The sequence below is a fragment of the Pelotomaculum terephthalicicum JT genome, assembly GCF_022410535.1.
In the GTDB taxonomy this organism is placed as follows: Bacteria; Bacillota; Desulfotomaculia; order Desulfotomaculales; family Pelotomaculaceae; genus Pelotomaculum_D; species Pelotomaculum_D terephthalicicum.
Genome location: NZ_JAKNBL010000055.1, coordinates 1 through 16,448, shown reverse-complemented (window position 1 = coordinate 16,448; position 16,448 = coordinate 1). Strand labels below are relative to the sequence as shown.

Annotated in this window: 21 protein-coding genes and 1 tRNA gene; 8 read left to right on the top strand and 14 right to left on the bottom strand. The window is 42.4% G+C overall.

Translation table 11 applies throughout. The features are described 5' to 3' along the window. Nucleotides 1-127: ABC transporter permease (locus L9W92_RS17505; RefSeq protein ID WP_376741829.1), on the top strand; the 127-nt coding region annotated here is incomplete at its 5' end. A 28-nt stretch (nucleotides 128-155) separates the two neighbouring features. Beyond that, complete coding sequence (locus L9W92_RS17500; RefSeq protein ID WP_240085033.1) at nucleotides 156-557, top strand: PepSY-associated TM helix domain-containing protein; 402 nt, start codon at nucleotides 156-158, stop codon at nucleotides 555-557. A gap of 288 nt (nucleotides 558-845) precedes the next feature. Here L9W92_RS17500 and L9W92_RS17495 read toward each other — a convergent pair whose 3' ends face one another. From L9W92_RS17495 to L9W92_RS17480, 4 genes are all read right to left on the bottom strand, one after another. Next, nucleotides 846-1,673, bottom strand: a complete 828-nt coding sequence (locus tag L9W92_RS17495; RefSeq protein WP_240085032.1) for a YveK family protein — start codon at nucleotides 1,671-1,673, stop codon at nucleotides 846-848. A 182-nt stretch (nucleotides 1,674-1,855) separates the two neighbouring features. Next, nucleotides 1,856-2,170 carry a hypothetical protein gene (locus tag L9W92_RS17490; protein ID WP_240085031.1) on the bottom strand — a complete coding sequence of 105 codons (315 nt, stop codon included), beginning with the start codon at nucleotides 2,168-2,170 and terminating at the stop codon, nucleotides 1,856-1,858. Nucleotides 2,171-2,306: 136 nt separating this feature from the next. Continuing rightward, nucleotides 2,307-2,366 carry a hypothetical protein gene (locus L9W92_RS19470; protein ID WP_376741828.1) on the bottom strand — a complete coding sequence of 20 codons (60 nt, stop codon included), beginning with the start codon at nucleotides 2,364-2,366 and terminating at the stop codon, nucleotides 2,307-2,309. 239 nt (nucleotides 2,367-2,605) lie between these two features. Further along, nucleotides 2,606-3,991, bottom strand: a complete 1,386-nt coding sequence (locus L9W92_RS17480) for a phage-shock protein (protein WP_240085029.1) — start codon at nucleotides 3,989-3,991, stop codon at nucleotides 2,606-2,608. Nucleotides 3,992-4,209: 218 nt separating this feature from the next. Between L9W92_RS17480 and L9W92_RS17475 the strand changes: the two genes are divergently transcribed. Then, a complete protein-coding gene (locus tag L9W92_RS17475) occupies nucleotides 4,210-4,839 on the top strand; it encodes a GNAT family N-acetyltransferase (RefSeq protein ID WP_240085028.1) in 630 nt (209 codons plus the stop codon). 80 nt (nucleotides 4,840-4,919) lie between these two features. Here L9W92_RS17475 and guaB read toward each other — a convergent pair whose 3' ends face one another. After that, entirely contained in the window at nucleotides 4,920-6,380 is a 1,461-nt protein-coding gene (gene guaB, locus L9W92_RS17470; RefSeq protein ID WP_240085027.1) for an IMP dehydrogenase, read from the bottom strand. A gap of 193 nt (nucleotides 6,381-6,573) precedes the next feature. On the opposite strand from guaB, the gene L9W92_RS17465 reads away from it, so the two are divergent. Then, nucleotides 6,574-6,650: transfer RNA gene (locus tag L9W92_RS17465), tRNA-Arg, on the top strand. A 228-nt stretch (nucleotides 6,651-6,878) separates the two neighbouring features. On the opposite strand, the gene L9W92_RS19465 is transcribed toward L9W92_RS17465, so the two are convergent. Beyond that, entirely contained in the window at nucleotides 6,879-7,088 is a 210-nt protein-coding gene (locus L9W92_RS19465) for a tyrosine-type recombinase/integrase (protein WP_376741827.1), read from the bottom strand. Between the two features lie 1,022 nt (nucleotides 7,089-8,110). Here L9W92_RS19465 and L9W92_RS17460 point away from each other — a divergent pair. Next, nucleotides 8,111-8,311, top strand: coding sequence for a hypothetical protein (locus L9W92_RS17460; protein ID WP_240085026.1), 201 nt, complete (start codon nucleotides 8,111-8,113; stop codon nucleotides 8,309-8,311). Between the two features lie 22 nt (nucleotides 8,312-8,333). Here L9W92_RS17460 and L9W92_RS19060 read toward each other — a convergent pair whose 3' ends face one another. The 7 genes from L9W92_RS19060 to L9W92_RS17430 all read right to left on the bottom strand — a co-directional run bounded on the left by L9W92_RS19060 (nucleotide 8,334) and on the right by L9W92_RS17430 (nucleotide 11,793). Then, the gene (locus L9W92_RS19060) at nucleotides 8,334-8,459 is read right to left on the bottom strand and encodes a hypothetical protein (protein ID WP_282442405.1); all 126 of its coding nucleotides are present in this window, start codon (nucleotides 8,457-8,459) and stop codon (nucleotides 8,334-8,336) included. 284 nt (nucleotides 8,460-8,743) lie between these two features. Continuing rightward, nucleotides 8,744-9,031: a hypothetical protein gene (locus tag L9W92_RS17455; protein ID WP_240085025.1), complete on the bottom strand. Its 288-nt coding sequence runs from the start codon at nucleotides 9,029-9,031 to the stop codon at nucleotides 8,744-8,746. Between the two features lie 187 nt (nucleotides 9,032-9,218). After that, the gene (locus tag L9W92_RS17450) at nucleotides 9,219-9,878 is read right to left on the bottom strand and encodes a DUF2680 domain-containing protein (protein WP_240085024.1); all 660 of its coding nucleotides are present in this window, start codon (nucleotides 9,876-9,878) and stop codon (nucleotides 9,219-9,221) included. Between the two features lie 165 nt (nucleotides 9,879-10,043). Further along, complete coding sequence (locus L9W92_RS17445) at nucleotides 10,044-10,223, bottom strand: hypothetical protein (protein WP_240085023.1); 180 nt, start codon at nucleotides 10,221-10,223, stop codon at nucleotides 10,044-10,046. Next, complete coding sequence (locus tag L9W92_RS17440; protein ID WP_240085022.1) at nucleotides 10,220-10,927, bottom strand: hypothetical protein; 708 nt, start codon at nucleotides 10,925-10,927, stop codon at nucleotides 10,220-10,222. The genes L9W92_RS17445 and L9W92_RS17440 overlap by 4 nt, the downstream gene beginning before the upstream one ends. Before the next feature lie 134 nt (nucleotides 10,928-11,061). Continuing rightward, on the bottom strand, nucleotides 11,062-11,286 hold the full coding sequence (locus L9W92_RS17435) for a hypothetical protein (protein WP_240085021.1): 225 nt from the start codon (nucleotides 11,284-11,286) through the stop codon (nucleotides 11,062-11,064). 72 nt (nucleotides 11,287-11,358) lie between these two features. Further along, nucleotides 11,359-11,793, bottom strand: a complete 435-nt coding sequence (locus tag L9W92_RS17430) for a PaaI family thioesterase (protein WP_240085020.1) — start codon at nucleotides 11,791-11,793, stop codon at nucleotides 11,359-11,361. A gap of 856 nt (nucleotides 11,794-12,649) precedes the next feature. Here L9W92_RS17430 and L9W92_RS17425 point away from each other — a divergent pair. Further along, nucleotides 12,650-12,814 (top strand): hypothetical protein, encoded by a 165-nt coding sequence (locus L9W92_RS17425; RefSeq protein ID WP_240085019.1) that lies wholly within the window; start codon nucleotides 12,650-12,652, stop codon nucleotides 12,812-12,814. Nucleotides 12,815-13,037: 223 nt separating this feature from the next. Beyond that, a complete protein-coding gene (locus L9W92_RS17420; RefSeq protein WP_312038122.1) occupies nucleotides 13,038-14,252 on the top strand; it encodes an MFS transporter in 1,215 nt (404 codons plus the stop codon). Nucleotides 14,253-14,584: 332 nt separating this feature from the next. Here the strand turns inward: L9W92_RS17420 and L9W92_RS17415 are convergent, their stop codons facing one another. Continuing rightward, nucleotides 14,585-15,793: a cofactor-independent phosphoglycerate mutase gene (locus L9W92_RS17415; RefSeq protein WP_240085018.1), complete on the bottom strand. Its 1,209-nt coding sequence runs from the start codon at nucleotides 15,791-15,793 to the stop codon at nucleotides 14,585-14,587. Nucleotides 15,794-15,949: 156 nt separating this feature from the next. On the opposite strand from L9W92_RS17415, the gene L9W92_RS17410 reads away from it, so the two are divergent. Then, the gene (locus L9W92_RS17410; protein ID WP_240085017.1) at nucleotides 15,950-16,213 is read left to right on the top strand and encodes a hypothetical protein; all 264 of its coding nucleotides are present in this window, start codon (nucleotides 15,950-15,952) and stop codon (nucleotides 16,211-16,213) included. Nucleotides 16,214-16,448 lie beyond the last annotated feature (235 nt).

Sequence of the window (16,448 nt, the reverse complement as noted above, 5' to 3'; positions counted from 1 at the left end):
GATCACGCTCTCTTCCATTCTTCTTTCCACCGGCTTTTCAGCGGCAATCGGGATTTTCTTCGGCTATTACCCCGCTAAGAAAGCGGCGGGGCTGGACCCCATTGAGGCGCTGCGTTTTGAAAAGTAATTTACGGAATAAAAAAGAGGGATAAACGTTGAAAAGATGTCGTCAACTACATTTATGGATTGGTTTGTTTACTTCCATACTAATACTTGTAGAAGCTGTTACCGGTCTATTAATGATTGAGCCGTGGCTCATTGGTGTAAACAAGCCGTCAGCAGGGCAGCAAATGCAGTTTGAAAAAACAGGTGAGAATTTTGGCAGGGAAACGCAAGAATATGGCAAACCTGCCGATGAAACAGCGTTACAAGAAGGCGATGTTAGAAGCGCCAACAAAGAAAATAACTTGATGAGATTTATCAAGAATCTCCATTCCGGAAAAATAAACAATACGGACGTTTCTATTCTTCTTGATATAGCAGCTGTTGGCTTAATTATTCTTTCAATAACGGGGATAATATTATCCATTAGAACATTAAGAGCACACTTCCGTTAAAATATTAAAACACTCATCCAGGCGGGAGGAGCCGGGCCACACCCTGGCTCCTCCCGCCTGCAGGATGGCATAAGCCCAGTGCGAAACGACAACAAGACGCGTGGAACCGGTGAGTTAAAGAAATAAGTTGCGATTATGGCGCTCACACCTTGCCCAAAGCTCAACGTTGCGCTGCCGTGCAGTCATATCCAGCCGTCATTTAACACCATTCAGACCATGCTCAAGATGAATATTGGACTGATAAGACTTAACATTGCCACTCACGAATATGTCCGCTTGACGTTGCTGCTATCCGTAAGATTCCAGCAGAAAGGCCAGCCCTGCGGAAAACACGAGACCTAAGATAAAGGCCGCGGTTATGATGTGAAACCTCTTGGGCATTATAAGATAGGAAGACATGGCGGGTGAAACCAGCACCAGGTTACCCAGATCTATGTTACGGGCAATCTGGGTCTTGGCAATCCCCTCGGATAGGAGGGTGATGACACTGTTCAGGCGATTCTGCTCATTTGGTTCGTTTATGTTCGCCAACTGATTCTTGATTGCTCCCATCTGGTTCTGCAGAAACTCGACAGAGTGATCCATTAATTCCTGATTTTTTTCAGACATCATGGCCATAAATTCCTGGTTCAATGTGTTGGCTATGCTGACCGCTAAATCAGGGTCGCCGCTGCTGACGGTCACTTCGAGCAGGCAGGAGTCTTTAGCAGCCGTGGCGTTGATCTGGCCGGCCAGGGAGCGGGGTGTGCAGCCTATTTCATCCAGACGCAGTTTTTCAATCACTCTCTGCATCAAAATCTCGCTCTTGACAATCCCGACATAAGTGTTCATGGTCAAGACGGGGGTGCGGTAAGGGGAATTGAGAATAGAATTCAAGTCGTCCTTCTGAGCGGTTAGCTGGGACTTGTTCACAGTTTCAGTAGCTTGGGGCACCAGCAAGATGGTCTTGGCCCTGTATAAAGGTTTCAGCATATAATAGCAGTAAAAACCGCTGGCGATGACCGCAAGCAGTGTAACCAGTGTGATCAATATATAGTATTTTTTGAATACCCTGATTAGGAACCTCATGTCTATGACCTGCTCGTCCGTCCCGCACGAAAAATTTGCATTGTTCAACCTGCTACCTCCTTTTGTTGCAAGCAACGCCTCTATTCTTTCAGATAAACATTACCAGAAGTACGCACGAATGAATATTATCCGTTAGTATGAAATTAAGAACGATAAACCAGCATGATCAATTGAAGCTTTAGTATAATCTTTCCTCCTGCGCTAACATCAATGACTGGCAGCATTCTCGGCTAAAAGTATTCATCCAATCTGCGGTAAAATTTTTTCCTCTGTTCACTAATCCCATTTTCTTTCTCATCTTGCTCATTTTTTTTATTGTTAACCAGGGAGACTTTAAAATCTATGTTGCAATTATCAGGATATTTACCATTGTCAGGCAGTTTCAGGATAATCACATTTTGCTTGCTTTCCTCAAAAGCTCCTTGTGTCGGGCCGTCAAATTTTTTATGTAAACTAAATTTTTGCGGGATCCTAAAAGATAGAGCTAAAGTCACTGCAAACAGAATAAGAGCAAACAAAACGAGGCCCACACTAACCAAACCCACTTGGAACCCTCCCCATACTGAACATTTTCATATTGAAAATTTCACAACGAAGCTCTTGCTTCTACCGCAGATTCAATTGCGCCGTTTGCCTTAATACCCCTCTCTGCGCTCATTCCCAGCAGCTTTTGAGCTGCACTTATATTCTGCATCTCCAAAAAACCAGTTGGGTTCTGGTGTTCAAGCCCATCTTGCGCAAAATACTGCTTACATGACTTTTAACCGTAGGCTGGCTTCAGCTGATGGCCCCGGCGCACCGCCTGGTTCTCACACATTGCCAACAAACGAATCTGCTGCATGCACTCTTCACTCCTCCAAACTAAAAATAAAACCCTTCTTTATTTTTTTTCGTATGGATTGTTCTGAGTTTTATATCATCATTGCAGTAATAATAAGTATGATACTATACTTGTTACTTGTTAAAAATGAGAAGAAATCTTAAGAATGTCCGCTAAAATATGATGCTATTTTAATAATCAATCGCACAAACGGACTTCTCATTTGCCTTTCAAGCTTCTTGCGGTCTTCTTTGGCCGCCGCCAGTTCTTGCTGAACCATAGAGTATGCCCTTTGTTGTTCTTCTTCTACTTTGAGCGCTTTTTTCAAAGCATTGCTCAAGTCGTTTATCTCCTCCAGCATTCTTCGCTCTTCCATCGCCGTGGAAGCTCTCTTTCTCTCAATCTTCTGCTTTAATTCCACGATCTCAGTCTGCAATTCAGCTACTTTAATAGTATGCTGTTCTTTCAATTCGACAAGCCTGGCTTTGTTTTCACGGTCTTTTTCTTTATAGTGCTGCAGCTTGGTAAAAAGGCCTTCGAGGCTGTTCTGATTTTTAACCAGCAGAGCCTTCACTTTTGCCACACTTTCTTCCGCCTCCCTGGCTCTCGCAACCCAAAGACGGCACTGGTATAAAATACTGTCAGACTTGTTTTCCAACTTTTTCAAATGTTCTCTGTAACGCATTATTTCCCGCTTGCGCAGTGAAAGCAACAGGTCCTTTTCCGCCATTTGGGAAAGCATATAATCATGTTGACCGGCCAACTCCATTTTTTCAGCAAGGGCAGACGCAACCTCTGCTTGACCGGCCATGGCCTCTTGAAGATTTTGCTGCAAAGAATCTATTTTCGTCCGCCAGCGGGACCGGTCCCTGTGCCACCTCTGCTTTTGCCTGCCAACCAAACCAATAAATTTTTTCAATAAATCTTCATAAATAATTTGAGAAGACGGATTATAGCTCCAAACGCCTTCCCCAATCTGTTCAAAATATGGAAACTTTAGCAGCACTCCTTCAATAATTTTTATGCCCGTGGCTCTCCACGCGTTAATTATTTCGTATAGCTGCTGTGTTGACAAACCACCCGGATGCATTTTCATAGCCTTGATGATCAGGTGCTTCAGAGAATAATTGCCTGCCTCAACTTCCCATTCGGTAAGTCCCCAATACCCGTTATCAAGCTGAATAAATCTTCCGTCGGAGATCAATAGAATCTCCTCCGCCAAAATTTTTTTTGTTTTTCTTTTTTTCGTATTGCCGTTTTTCAAAAGATCCCGGAGGTTTAACGGCTGACCCCGCTTAAGTAAAAGGGAATAAAACTGATCATTCTCCCGCAGTCCTTCCAAATTTAAATGCCAGATGTCTTTTTCCCCGTTAAAACACGGGTGCTGACTGAGACACAGGTTAACTTTCTCTTCCACCTGCGGCAAAGAATAATCTTTTAGCATTTTTCGATGAACATAAGGTATTAGCTCAGCTACCGAAAGTGCTTCAAAAAAGAAGAGTGTTTTTTTTAAAACATCAGTTAGTGAATTCAGTCGCCCACCCATAATGATTACTTTACACCTCGCTTATGAAAACTTTTATAATTAAATATTTACCCATTAAGTTCAAAATACCTTTTTTTCCCATAGAAAATTTAAATATTATTTCCAATTAATTACAACCATATCCAACAATTTTTTTTCTAATATCGACTTTTATAAAAATATGGATATAATAAAAAAACAAAATCAATCTGACCACAAATCTTAAAGGAGATGATTTAATGAACAATGCCAATCTCGAACCATATTCGCAAAACATAAATATTGGTGAAGTGCTAGTGGAGGGGCCGGTTAACACGGCTGATCTTGAAAAAATGTACATGAATGAAGGACTCAAAAGTTTCCGGCCGGCGGACAGACAAAAGGAAGCCCTGCTAAAAATCACGGCTTTACCTGAAGGAATGATTTACGTTGCTAGAATCGGCCAGGAAATTATCGGCTACTTGACTTTCCATTACCCGAGTAAATACAGCCGGTGGAGCAAACACCCGCGTGTTCTGGAGCTTGGCGGCATTGAAGTTAGTGCTCCCTGGCGCAAAAAGGGAATCAGCACGGCGCTTTTGCAAAAAGCGTTTACCAATCGGGTAGTTGAGGAATATATTGTCGTGGCTATTGAATTTTGCTGGCACTGGGATTTGAGAGGCAGTGGGCTAAGTTTGCTGGCTTATCACAGAATGATGATAAACGCCTTTAAAAAAGTCGGTTTAATGAAACGGGCCACTGATGATCCCGATATATTGGAAGACCCCGCCAACGTGCTGACGGCGCGCATAGGCAGGAATGTTAGTGAAGAAGATATTCTCTTGTTTGAAAACATGCTGTTTGAAAACCGCCAAGATTTAAAAATATAAAAAACCGGGGCAAAAAGTATGTCGGCCAAAAACAAAGCCTGTAACTCCAATGCGACAGTTGGTTACAGGCTTTGTTTAAATTACACGCTGTAATTGGGTGCTTCTTTCGTTATCATCACATCGTGCGGGTGACTTTCCTTCAACCCGGCGGTAGTGCAAAGCATAAATTTTGTTTTTGTTTTTAATTCAAGGATATTACGGCACCCGCTGTAACCCATACCCGACCGCAACCCGCCGATTAACTGGTAAACCGTTTCGGAAAGCGAACCTTTAAACGGCACCCGGCCTTCCACTCCCTCGGGCACAAGCTTTTCGTTTGCTGTCGACTCCTGGAAGTAGCGGTCCTTGCTGCCACCTTTCATAGCCCCTAATGAACCCATTCCGCGATACACTTTAAAACTCCGCCCCTGGTATATCTCGATATCTCCAGGACTTTCTTCCGTTCCCGCCAAGAGACTGCCAAGCATAACCATATCCGCGCCCGCCGCGATAGCTTTTGTGATATCTCCCGAATATTTTATACCTCCATCGGCAATGACAGGTATATCGTATCGCGCGGCAACTTGGGCACAATCATAGATAGCGGTAATCTGCGGCACACCTATTCCTGCGACCACCCTGGTTGTACAAATCGAACCGGGGCCGATTCCCACCTTAATAGCGTCCGCACCTGCCTCAATCACGTCTTTAGCGCCTTCCGCAGTAGCAACATTTCCCGCAATTACGGCAACCTCAGGGTATTTTTCCTTAATTCTTGTCACTGTGTTCATGACATTCCGTGAATGTCCGTGCGCCGAATCAATTACAATTACGTCCACATTAGACCTGACCAACGCTTCAACCCGCTCATCCGTGTCGAAAGCAACGCCCACCGCCGCCGCCACCAAAAGCCTGCCTCCTTTGTCTTTGGCTGAGTTGGGATACTGGCGCGACTTTTCAATGTCTTTGATGGTTATGAGTCCTTTTAAGTTGAAGTCGTCATCCACAATCGGCAATTTCTCCACCTTGTAACGTTGCAGAATTTTTTTAGCCTGTTCCATAGTAATCCCTACCGGGGCAGTGATCAGATTGTCCCTGGTCATTACTTCACTAATATATTTAGAAAAATCCTGCTCAAAACGAAGATCGCGATTGGTGAGGATGCCCACCAGCTTTCCTTTCACAGTGATGGGCACACCGGAAATCCGGTATCTCTCCATCAGTACCAGCGCCTCCCGGACAAGATTATCCGGCTCAAGGTAAATCGGATTGGTAATAACTCCATGCTCAGATCTCTTAACCCGGTCGACTTCAAGAGCCTGCCGTTCAACAGACATGTTTTTATGGATAACTCCAATGCCGCCTTCCCTGGCCATGGCAATTGCCAGACGGGATTCGGTTACTGTATCCATTCCCGCGCTCATGAGAGGAATATTCAGCTTTATTGACTTGGTTAAGTTGGTGCAGGTGTTTACATCATTAGGCAGTACTTCCGAAGCAGATGGAATTATCAAAACGTCGTCGAAAGTCAGTCCCGTGCGTTCAAACTTTTCCGGCAACATAGACTTTCCCTCCCCCCACCGGCAAACCGGCTACAAAAAAATTTGTATCTGTATATTATAGCATAAAAAAACTCAATTCCATATTGCAACCCATATTAAACTTAAGCCGTTTTTTATGTTGGATCCTTCTACTCCTTAAAACTTGACACTTTGATAGCAAATGACTATTATTAAATATGCAGAGAAAAAACTTCTCCCAGTAGCTCAGCTGGATAGAGCAACGGACTTCTAATCCGTAGGTCACAGGTTCGAATCCTGTCTGGGAGGCCAGAGAAAATTAGTAATGGCAAGGATCTCGGAATTAGAAGTCCTTGCCATTTAGCTTTTATGAGTAAATTGAGAAAAATTTGAGAAAACGAACCGCCGTTCTATAAAGACGGGGTATTTTCAGTGATTAAAAGGCTATCGATTTTTTCAGCTATAGCTTTTTGTGTACCCGGTATGACGTGTGTATATAGATCCATTGTAATTCCAATCTTTGAATGGCCCAATCTCTCACTAACTGCTTTTGGGTGCTCGTATCTTTCCTGCCTTCAAGCAGCAGTTTTCATAAAATTCTTGTAAGTTAGCAGGACGTAGTCTATTTAATAGAATATTTCCTAAATGCGGCTTTAAATGGTATTCTATAATACATTCGTATCCTTCTGTAGTTTTTAAAGCTCTGTTTTTAGTAGGGTCATTCAACCAACGGTCAAGGAACCCCCCCAATGTTAACTTTTCTGCATTAATAGTGTAATTTTTTTCAAACGACGAAAAGAAAGATGTCCTGTCCAGGACATCTTTAACATTTTAATATTTTATTAACGGTAAAATATTTTTGTTCTTTTAATAGTTTTTTCCAGCGTCTTTTCCATAACCAATATTTGTACGCTTTTATCAATTTACGCATAAGTTTATTACCTCTTTTTTATATATTAAAAAAAACTAAAGTTCGTTTAATGTGGATTTCTTTCATTATCATATTACTAAGAATTACTATTCCTCTTCACGTAAATTTATTTTAGCATAAAATAATTTAATTAACAATTAAGAACTTGAATTTTGTAATAATTGGCAGTTTATATATTTATTATTAATGTCAACAAGTTGTTCAAGATTTTCTAAACATCTATTATTAAGTTGTATTTCTTGTTTTAATTGCATAATTTTTCTTTCGGAACAATTTATTGCTGTAAAAAGCTGCTGCAAAAGCTAATGTAATTTTAAAGAAATAAAACAAAAGAGTTTATTAAACGAATCATATTTAACCTCCTGTTTTATAAGATTATAGCGAGAATAAATCTTGTTATGAAAACAATTTTAGTTCACCAGTTTGTTCTTCAATACACATAATAGTTTCTTCAAAAGTATTATTAAGAGTAATTAATTTGTTAGTTAACTCAATAATGCTTGATCTATTGTTAATATGGATTCTGTTTTAGGTGATTTACATGCGTTTTCGACAGATTGTGTCGCTTTTAGATTTTTTATAAGCGCATTTAACCTTTTAAATATATTTAACATAGAAAATCGAATCTCGAAATTGAGAAAATCGGTTTCTATCAACAGGCTCTAGCTAACATTTTTACCATATAAAAATTCAGGTACGGCAGGACTTTATGTTATATCAAGATATCTTCAGAGAATTAATGAAACTACTCTAATCCGTAGGTCACAAGCTCGAATCCTGTCTGGGAGGCCAGAAAAATCAAGACCTCCGGGTTTTAATCCGGAGGATTTTTAATGAAAATGTGCCAAACATTTTAGAAGGAGCAACAAACAAAATATACGGCCTGAGAACCACTAGGAAAAAGGACCAGGAAAAGCAAAAACCCGGCGCTGTGGCCGGGTACTTATCGAATCGCCTTTTTCTCTTGAACATCAAGACAGCTGTCGATGCGTTTAACATCATCCCAAATGGCATTGAGTCGACTAAATACTTCCTTGTGTGACCTACGGTTGATGGTCTTTAAATCATTGACTGCGGCGTATAGGCTTCAATTCCTCCTGGACGATGGTTCGGACTTCTTGCCTGACGGACTGCATTTCCTCCTGCATGACGGCGCGGAGCATATTTACCAATTCTTTATTATCAGGCATGGATGAAGTCTCCTCTTTGTAGGGTATAGGATGATTAAACATCGTGATGGGATTTTCCTGCAAGCAAAAAAGATTTTGTTATACAAAACTGTTTTTATAACAAAGGGTTTACCCCGTTGCTAATAATTGTTTTCTGCGATACTTCCAGGAAACCAGGCGTTTCAACGGCCGCTTTTTTTGGTGGTCTGTATGTATCCGCCCAAGCCATCGGGGGTTGGTATCCACTCCGATGGCTCCGCTGCTTCTGTCGGTAGTTACGCCCGTTGTTCTGTCCGGTCCTCTCCCTATTCGATCGTTGTCTTATTTTTTTGATTACCCCATCTCGACATAATATTCATATGCCTTCTACTTTTTTTAGCCTTATGACCTGGTGACAGTTCACCCGGCAAGCCATACTTGACGTGTATTTCAGTAAGTTGTTCAGGTGTCAGCTGATAACTGCTTATTGGGTTATCTTCCTCAAAATATTTATTATTCGTACTGAGCACACCTCCTTCAAAATTAACACAAATATATTTGTATGATATATTAGCCTGTTTTATGTAAATTCCGGCGCAGCCACTTTTCACCAACGCAGAGGCGGTTATCTCAATTTTATTCGGAAGCTGAAAGGAATATCAGCAATAATAGCGTAAATTTAGCATCAAGTAATCCATAATGATTGACAAAGACGGGAGACGGCATAGCCTTTCGGCTGCACCGTCTCCTGTAAAATCAATACTTCTTTATAACTGGTCTCCTGAAGGAGGCTAGTTCTTATTATTCATTATTATTTGATGTATCGTTTTCATTACTACTACCCATCCATCCATGACCGCAGTTTCCAAAAGCTTGGCCATTAAAACCTTGTTCTAATCTTTGCAGCATTTTATCGGCTTGCTCCTGGGTCATCTCGCCATCTGCGACCGCCTGAGAAATTTCAGATTTTTTTAATTCAAGCATTTTTTGATTAAATTGCTCCATGGTCATGCCGCATTCAGTAACAATATCTTGAATCTTTTTACCCGCCTGTATTTCGGTCTTAAGTTGCTCTGTGGTAATGCCAAGTGCGCTTGCCATGCTATCAAGGTTGCGGCCTTGCCCCTTATCATGATTGATGCCGAACATACCTAAGCCAAAACCTTTACCGGCGGCAATTTTATCAGCCTGCTCTTGAGTTATTTTGCCTTGTTGAACTGCTTCGTCGAGCATCTGCTGCTTCGTGGCCTCTAAGGCTGTCGTCACCTGGTCTTGAGTTACACCAAGATTCGTCGCCAGTTTTGATACAAAGTTCTGGTATAGATCATCGATGGTGGTGCTGCCCGTTTGGTCGGTAGCGGCGAAGGACATACCGGCAATAGCCCCGGTAAGGATGACCACAGCCAGTAGAATAGCTCCAACACGCATTTTGTTTAATTTCAAATAAACACCCTCTTTCATATTTTTAAATCCGGTGCACCTTTTAATTTTATACTACCACTTAATGATTACTATATTGTGTTTATATTGTGTAGTTTTTGTTTATATTCTATGAACATTTTATGTACGGGTAAAAAGCAGAATGCCCCACTCCATGGGAGCAGGGCTTGGGTATTATCTCTGTTGTTAATCTTGCGGTTCCAGCATGCCTGCTGCCTTCCGTGCAACCTTAACAGCATCCAGCAGGCCGCATCTGTCCAAAACTACAGCCAGCATCTCCCGCGTTACGGTCCCTTGCGGCTCGGTTCCATCCATGATGCCCTTTGACACCGCCTTATCCCACGATGCCTTTGCCCAATCGCTCACGTTATTCCTCCCTTTTTCATATACGCCGCTCCGACGGCCGCCAGTCTTGCTTCGCCCGCATGTTGCCAACTCCAATAGCTTATCCCCGGCAATCCGGCATTTTGGCAAATGTCCGCGAATCTAGCGATAGAGTCATTTGTCACACTTCCATACAGCTGGCCAGCTGGAGCCACGGGCAACCCGTAAGCATTCAGATCAGCCAGTGACCTGGAGAGCGCGCTGTCAACGGTCATTCCAAAATCGTCCCAATAAATTTGCGGGATTGCCACGGCACAGGCATCAGAAAACATTCGCCACGGGAAACCACTGTGGTAACTGGGTAGCCCAAAGCTGGAGTAACCCAACGGAACGCCAAGCGATTTGAATGCTTTTAAAATAGCCTGCGCACGGCTTGGATAATGTTCATATTCAACTTCCGCATCAATAACCAGCCAGTCAGCACCGGCGGCAACGCATCTTTGGGCGGCTTCAGCCTCGCCAGACGGTTTTGCTCCATAGGAATAACCCCAAGCGCCGAGAATCAAACCAGCATTATGCGCCTTTTCAACAATGGATTCCACTTGTGACCAGTAATTGGAACCGTCCCAGCCCTTAACCAAGAGTCCGGCCAGACCGATAGCCACGGCCTTATTTACCACATCCTGAGGCGCGCCGCACTGCTCAAGCTCCCAAATCCAGATATGCTTGCCTTCCCAAGGATCCAAATTTAAACACCTCAATTATAATATATCTAATACCTTAGAAGGGGTACCGCCGCATGATATTTTTTTATTTTTGATCCATCATCTCCCTTGTTTTTTGTGGTTTATTATTGGCCAAAATAAAATCAGGAGGTGAATTAACCGACAGTATAAAAAATTGCTCCCGGATATTTCATTAATAAATTCTCACGAGGGGGAATAAAGATGGCAAAATGTCCATTTTCCAAAAAAAACAGGGTTTCAGATGAAGCTCTGAGCGAAACCAGTTCGGAGACAACCTGCGAAAGTTGCGATGACACAACCTGTGAGGATAATGTTAACCAAAAGTTAAAAAATAAGGGTTCCAAATAGCTTTTTGTCAAAGCAGGCCGGCGCAAACGCCTCCGGGCTCACCAATTCCGGAGAGCGTTTGCGCCGGCCCGTTTTAACAATATCTAGTCCACCGAGGGGCGATAAACCAACCCTTCCGCCAAAGCAATCAAACTATTATGTTCATCCCGAACTTCAACCCGGTAAATTCCAGTCTTTCTGGTTAGATTGTCTTCGCGGGCAGTGGCGGTGAGAATAACGCCTTCTTTTGTAGCCTTGATAAAATGTATGCTTACATTCAAAGCCAGCGCCACGGGACCGTGGGCATTACTCGCCGCGGCGATTACAACGTCTACCAGGCTGAAAATCGCGCCACCGTGGGTAATATTTACGCCATTCAGCAATTCCGGTTTTACTTCCATAACAGCCTGAGCGTATCCCGGTTCCATATCGGTTAATTCAATACCAAGGTACCGGGCCAGGGAATCTTTCCCCAACCGTTTTTTACCACTTTCCACGTCCATTTTTTCAAACCACCACTTTCTCCTGGTTTTTTCCATTCAAAATCCCATCCATCGTTAGCCGGTGCTGTCAGTAGCCTGGTTAACTAATATATTATACTATTTTCAGTATCCCTTGGGTAATTATATATCGAACCATGAGGAGAAAGAAGAAGCCTCCATGGACACTGCAGTGAATTGTTTCAGAGCTGCCCCTGGCTGCGGTATAATCATAGGGGGAGTGACTTTGGAAGGCTATGGAATTTGATCAGAAACTAGTATGTTGAGACACATGATAATAACCTCTTCTGTTTTGGTAAAACAGAATTAATTTGTTTGAGTGGTTTCGCTCAAATTTGTAGGTACCCCTGACCTTTAAAATTAAAATCTTGTAGTAAAAGAGCATCATCCAAGATGTTCTTTTTTCTTGATGATCAACTTATTATTGAATATATACGAGATTGGGTAGTTGAACCCTAGGAGACAAAGCGTCTGTTTTTTGTGCCCCTAAAATTATGCAATTTCACAATAACTTCTCCGGGAGGGGGTGGAAGTAGTTATTGACGTCTAAATAAGAGCCAGAGAAAAAACGAATTCAGTTATTAAGGAAAAAGCTAAAACTATATAACTTGGCTTATCATGCCGGTGGTGTTAACAATGTCGCTATATGACGGTTGTTTCTGTGGTTTTGCTTAAACTATCTGGCGGAGGGTAGAAACGTTAATTTGCCTGTAATTTGGCCTAGACTTGCCCGCGGGCTGGTCCGTGCCTCAATTACCCGTTACCGGCTGAGGTACACCACGATGATATGTTATAATTATTTTTGTGATAGAAAGGGAGCTGGTGAAAGGATGAAGTTAGTCGATTTTATCTGGGTTTCGGAAAAGTTACCCTGCTCAGCCCGACGGAGGCTGAATTGATCCAGGAAAAAGAACCGGCGTTGCAAAAGATTAAAGCCATCTATGGCGATTGCGACATAGAGCAGTTTAGAGAATTGAGCCTGAACCAGCTGGAGGATATTGTTAAATACGCAGAGCGTGGAGCTAGCATAAGCAACGCCATAAAATTAAGCCGACAGTAGTAGTTTTAATGGGCTGTGAAATCAGTTTTGGTGAAGTATTTTGGTAACAGGGTAGGCCGGGCGATGAATTTCACTGCAAAAGCCGGTACGATTGATTTTGCCGGCAAATATTCAGTTAGGTTATGTTTAATAGGAGGTATCTGGTTATCCGGGTGGGGTGAATGTAAAACTAATTGATTGTTCAGCAGTAAACTGCAAATGTAATTAAAAGAGGGTTAAAAAATTGAATGCGCCTAAATTATGGACTAAGGATTTTTTGATTATTTCGATTGAAAACTTTTTTGTTTACTTCACCTACTACCTATTGATTACCATCATAGCGGTATATGCAACGGGCAGATTTAACGCTTCCCCAAGTGTAGCCGGCCTTTCCGCAGGCGTTTTTATTTTGGGGGCAATTGGGGGACGTTTATATGCCGGAAGTTCAATTGACCGGCTCGGATGGAAAAGAATGCTTTATCTCAGCTTTGCGTTTTATTTAATGACCACACTTTTGTATTTTTTAGTCAATAGTATAACTTTCCTGTTAATCCTCCGGGTATTCCACGGGGCCACTTTCGGCATGGCTTCGACAGCTACGGGAACTATTTCAGCGGAAATTATTCCGAATGAGCGGCGCGGGGAAGGAACCAGCTATTATGCTCTGAGTATGACTATTGCTGCAGCTGTCGGGCCTTTTATTGGAATGTTTCTCAATCAGCATGCGAGCTTTAATTTAAATTTGATCGCATGTGCTGTTACCCTGGGTGTCGGCTTTATCTTTGCGTTTCCTTTAAAAGTTCCAAAAGTGGAATTTGCAAATAAGAAACTCGAAAGCAAAAGCATGAGGGGATTTTATTTTCATGACTTTATTGAACCTAAGGCAGTACCCATTGCTGTGATTACAGCTTTGACGTGTTTCTGTTATTCGAGTATTCTGTCTTTCATTGCGGCTTACACGAAAGAAATTAACTTAATTGATGCAGGGAGCTTTTTCTTTATTTTCTATGCCGCTGCCATTTTAGTTTCCAGACCCTTTACCGGCCGCTGGTTTGATAAAAAAGGCGAGAATTTTGTAATTTATCCTGGTCTCTTGTTATTTGCGGTTGCCCTGATTATCCTTGGCCGGGCTCATCAAGGTTACTCAGTTTTATTGGCCGGTGTTATAGTTGGCTTTGGCTATGGTAACTTCTTTTCCAGTGCTCAGGCGCTGGCTGTTAAAGTGTCACCCCGGCATCGCAAGGCGCTGGCGACCGCTACCTTTTTTATTATGGCGGACATAGGAGCTGGCATGGGGCCTTTTATGTTAGGATTTTTAGTTCCTGCCCTGGGTTATCGCGGTTTATATGTAAGTATAGCTGTCCTTGTCTGCGCCACGATCTTCTTGTACTATTTCCTGCACGGTAAAAACAGCATATCCCGGCAGTCCGAGAGCCGGCTGGACGGCGGCTCAAGCTGAAGTGGCTATAGACCTGATTATTGCGAAGAATATGTTTAAATTTAATAATTCCGGATTTATATCTGATAGATGAACCTCGGCCGGATTGCATACGGTAGATGTAGAAAACTTTCTTACCCTTTTAAACCGTATTGTAGAGATAGTCTAATTTAGCAGCCCTGAATACGGGGATTGATTCCCTTAATATACTTACACGTGAATCCATACGGCATTTTTAAATTGGATATGACCGAACGTTTGCCAATCGAACAGACTATGAGTTACGCGGAAGGATAGTAAATTATCTGACGATTGCCCTTGGTTAATCTTGCTATTTACCCTTGCATTGGATGTTAAAATGCTTTGATAAAATAATCCATAAGCTCGTGTCCTTTGGATATAATTAAATCACTTTGTTCCGCGGTCTCTTCATTGTATGACGTGATTTTGTTATTAGTATTAATTCCATTTGTATATATAACAAAGGGGACCGGGTTGCTTGAATGAGTGCGTGTTCTCATTAGAGTAGGATGGTCAGGCAGGAGCATTATTTTATAATCCTTAAATTGACTAAGCCCTTTTAACAACTCAGCCAGCATCTTATCCACTTCTTCGATTGCTCTAACTTTGTTTGCCAGTTCACCCTGGTGTACCGCTTCGTCCGGCGCGTCAACATGAATATAGACGAAATCTTTACCTTTCCGCAATTCATCCATGGCTGCCATTACCTTGCCCCGGAAATTTGTATGAATGTTGCCAGTGGCGCCTTCTACCTCAATCACTTCCAGGCCGGCGCAAATACCAATTCCCTTGATCACATCGACAGCGGAAATCACTGAGCCCGTAAGTCCGTATTTGTCAAAAAACCTAGGCAATGCCTGTTTTTTTCCCTGCCCCCATAGCCAAATCGAAGTAGCGGGCAGGTGGCTTTCTTTTATTCTTTTTAAGTTTACAGGATGAATCGGTAAAAATTTGTTGCTCTCTTTCATCAAGCTGATTATAGTTTCATGTCCTTCGCCTTTTGGAAGGTATTCAGCGATAAGCCGGCCTGGTATATCGTGTGGAGGTGTAAGATCGCTTCGCTCAGGCCCGCCTTCCCAGACTAAAAGATTTTTAAAGCCGATGCCGGTATAAAAGTGAATAATGTTGTTACCCAGGCGCTTATCTATTTCTTCGATAAGTTCTCTTGCTTCCTGTGTGGAGATATCGCCAGAGCTATAATCTATCAATGTTTTTTCTTCATATTCGCCATGCTCGGACAAGGTAACCAGATTACAGCGAAAGGCTACGTCGTTTTCCCCCAGGTCGACACCCATACTTACAGCTTCCAGTGGCGAGCGTCCGTTATAGTATTTCCGGGGGTCGTAACCCAAAATGGAAAGGTTGCCGACATCACTGCCGGGCGGCAGTCCCTCCGGGATTGTTCTGGCCATACCTATTACACCGTTGGCAGCTAGGTAATCCATATTTGGCGTGGCGGCAATTTGTAATGGTGTCTTTCCGGCCAGTTCGTTTACTTGTTCATCAGCCATGCCGTCGCCTAACAAAACAACATATTTCATAGTAATCTCCTTATTACAGAGATATAATTGAATTGTAATGAAAATATTCTACAGTCATCAGGTAAAATCCTTCACATGGCTGCGATAACCCGCTGAATACTTCCCTTCCTGTGGTGGTTGTTAGGATAGTTCTACCAGGAATCATATTTTTGGTGTATGAACTTGATTTCCACCTTTGCCGTTTTAAAAAACGGCCTGGAATACCCACTTTTCTGGCGATTCTGGCGTAAAACCGAGAATCAGAATGATAAGCAAACCAAGCTGGAGCTGGCACGGAAAATGCTCCTGGATCTCCGCAGTACATGTGATGAACGTCTGTGGGTAGCTATGGACCGCTGGTTCCTATGCAAGAATTTCTTTAACTGGCTTGCCGAACCTAACTTCGACTGGGTGACTAAACATTACTACAGAAACCCATAAAGCATAATACCAATAACATGTTGAGGCAATACCAGTAATACGGAAATGTTGTGTTAGTGCTACTCTAGTGTGCTTATTCAATCTTTTCTTGGGGAATCCACTTATAAAACATAATGAATAGTAAATTATCCAAAGTCAATAAAACAAAAAATAGCTCTACGAAAACGTGAGCTGACTTTGGATAATTTCATTGGACGAAAGCGCTGACGCTAGTTTCTATGGGGAAATTAAAAAA

Bases quoted from the DNA above. Each gene is read 5' to 3' on its own strand.
- L9W92_RS17480 (WP_240085029.1), bottom strand. From the start codon at position 3,991: ATGGGTGGGCGACTGAATTCACTAACTGATGTTTTAAAAAAAACACTC.
- L9W92_RS17475 (WP_240085028.1), top strand. From the start codon at position 4,210: ATGAACAATGCCAATCTCGAACCATATTCGCAAAACATAAATATTGGT.
- guaB (WP_240085027.1), bottom strand. From the start codon at position 6,380: ATGTTGCCGGAAAAGTTTGAACGCACGGGACTGACTTTCGACGACGTT.
- L9W92_RS19060 (WP_282442405.1), bottom strand. From the start codon at position 8,459: ATGCCTGATAATAAAGAATTGGTAAATATGCTCCGCGCCGTCATGCAG.
- L9W92_RS17450 (WP_240085024.1), bottom strand. From the start codon at position 9,878: ATGAAAGAGGGTGTTTATTTGAAATTAAACAAAATGCGTGTTGGAGCT.
- L9W92_RS17430 (WP_240085020.1), bottom strand. From the start codon at position 11,793: ATGGAAAAAACCAGGAGAAAGTGGTGGTTTGAAAAAATGGACGTGGAA.
- L9W92_RS17415 (WP_240085018.1), bottom strand. From the start codon at position 15,793: ATGAAATATGTTGTTTTGTTAGGCGACGGCATGGCTGATGAACAAGTA.
- L9W92_RS17410 (WP_240085017.1), top strand. From the start codon at position 15,950: ATGAACTTGATTTCCACCTTTGCCGTTTTAAAAAACGGCCTGGAATAC.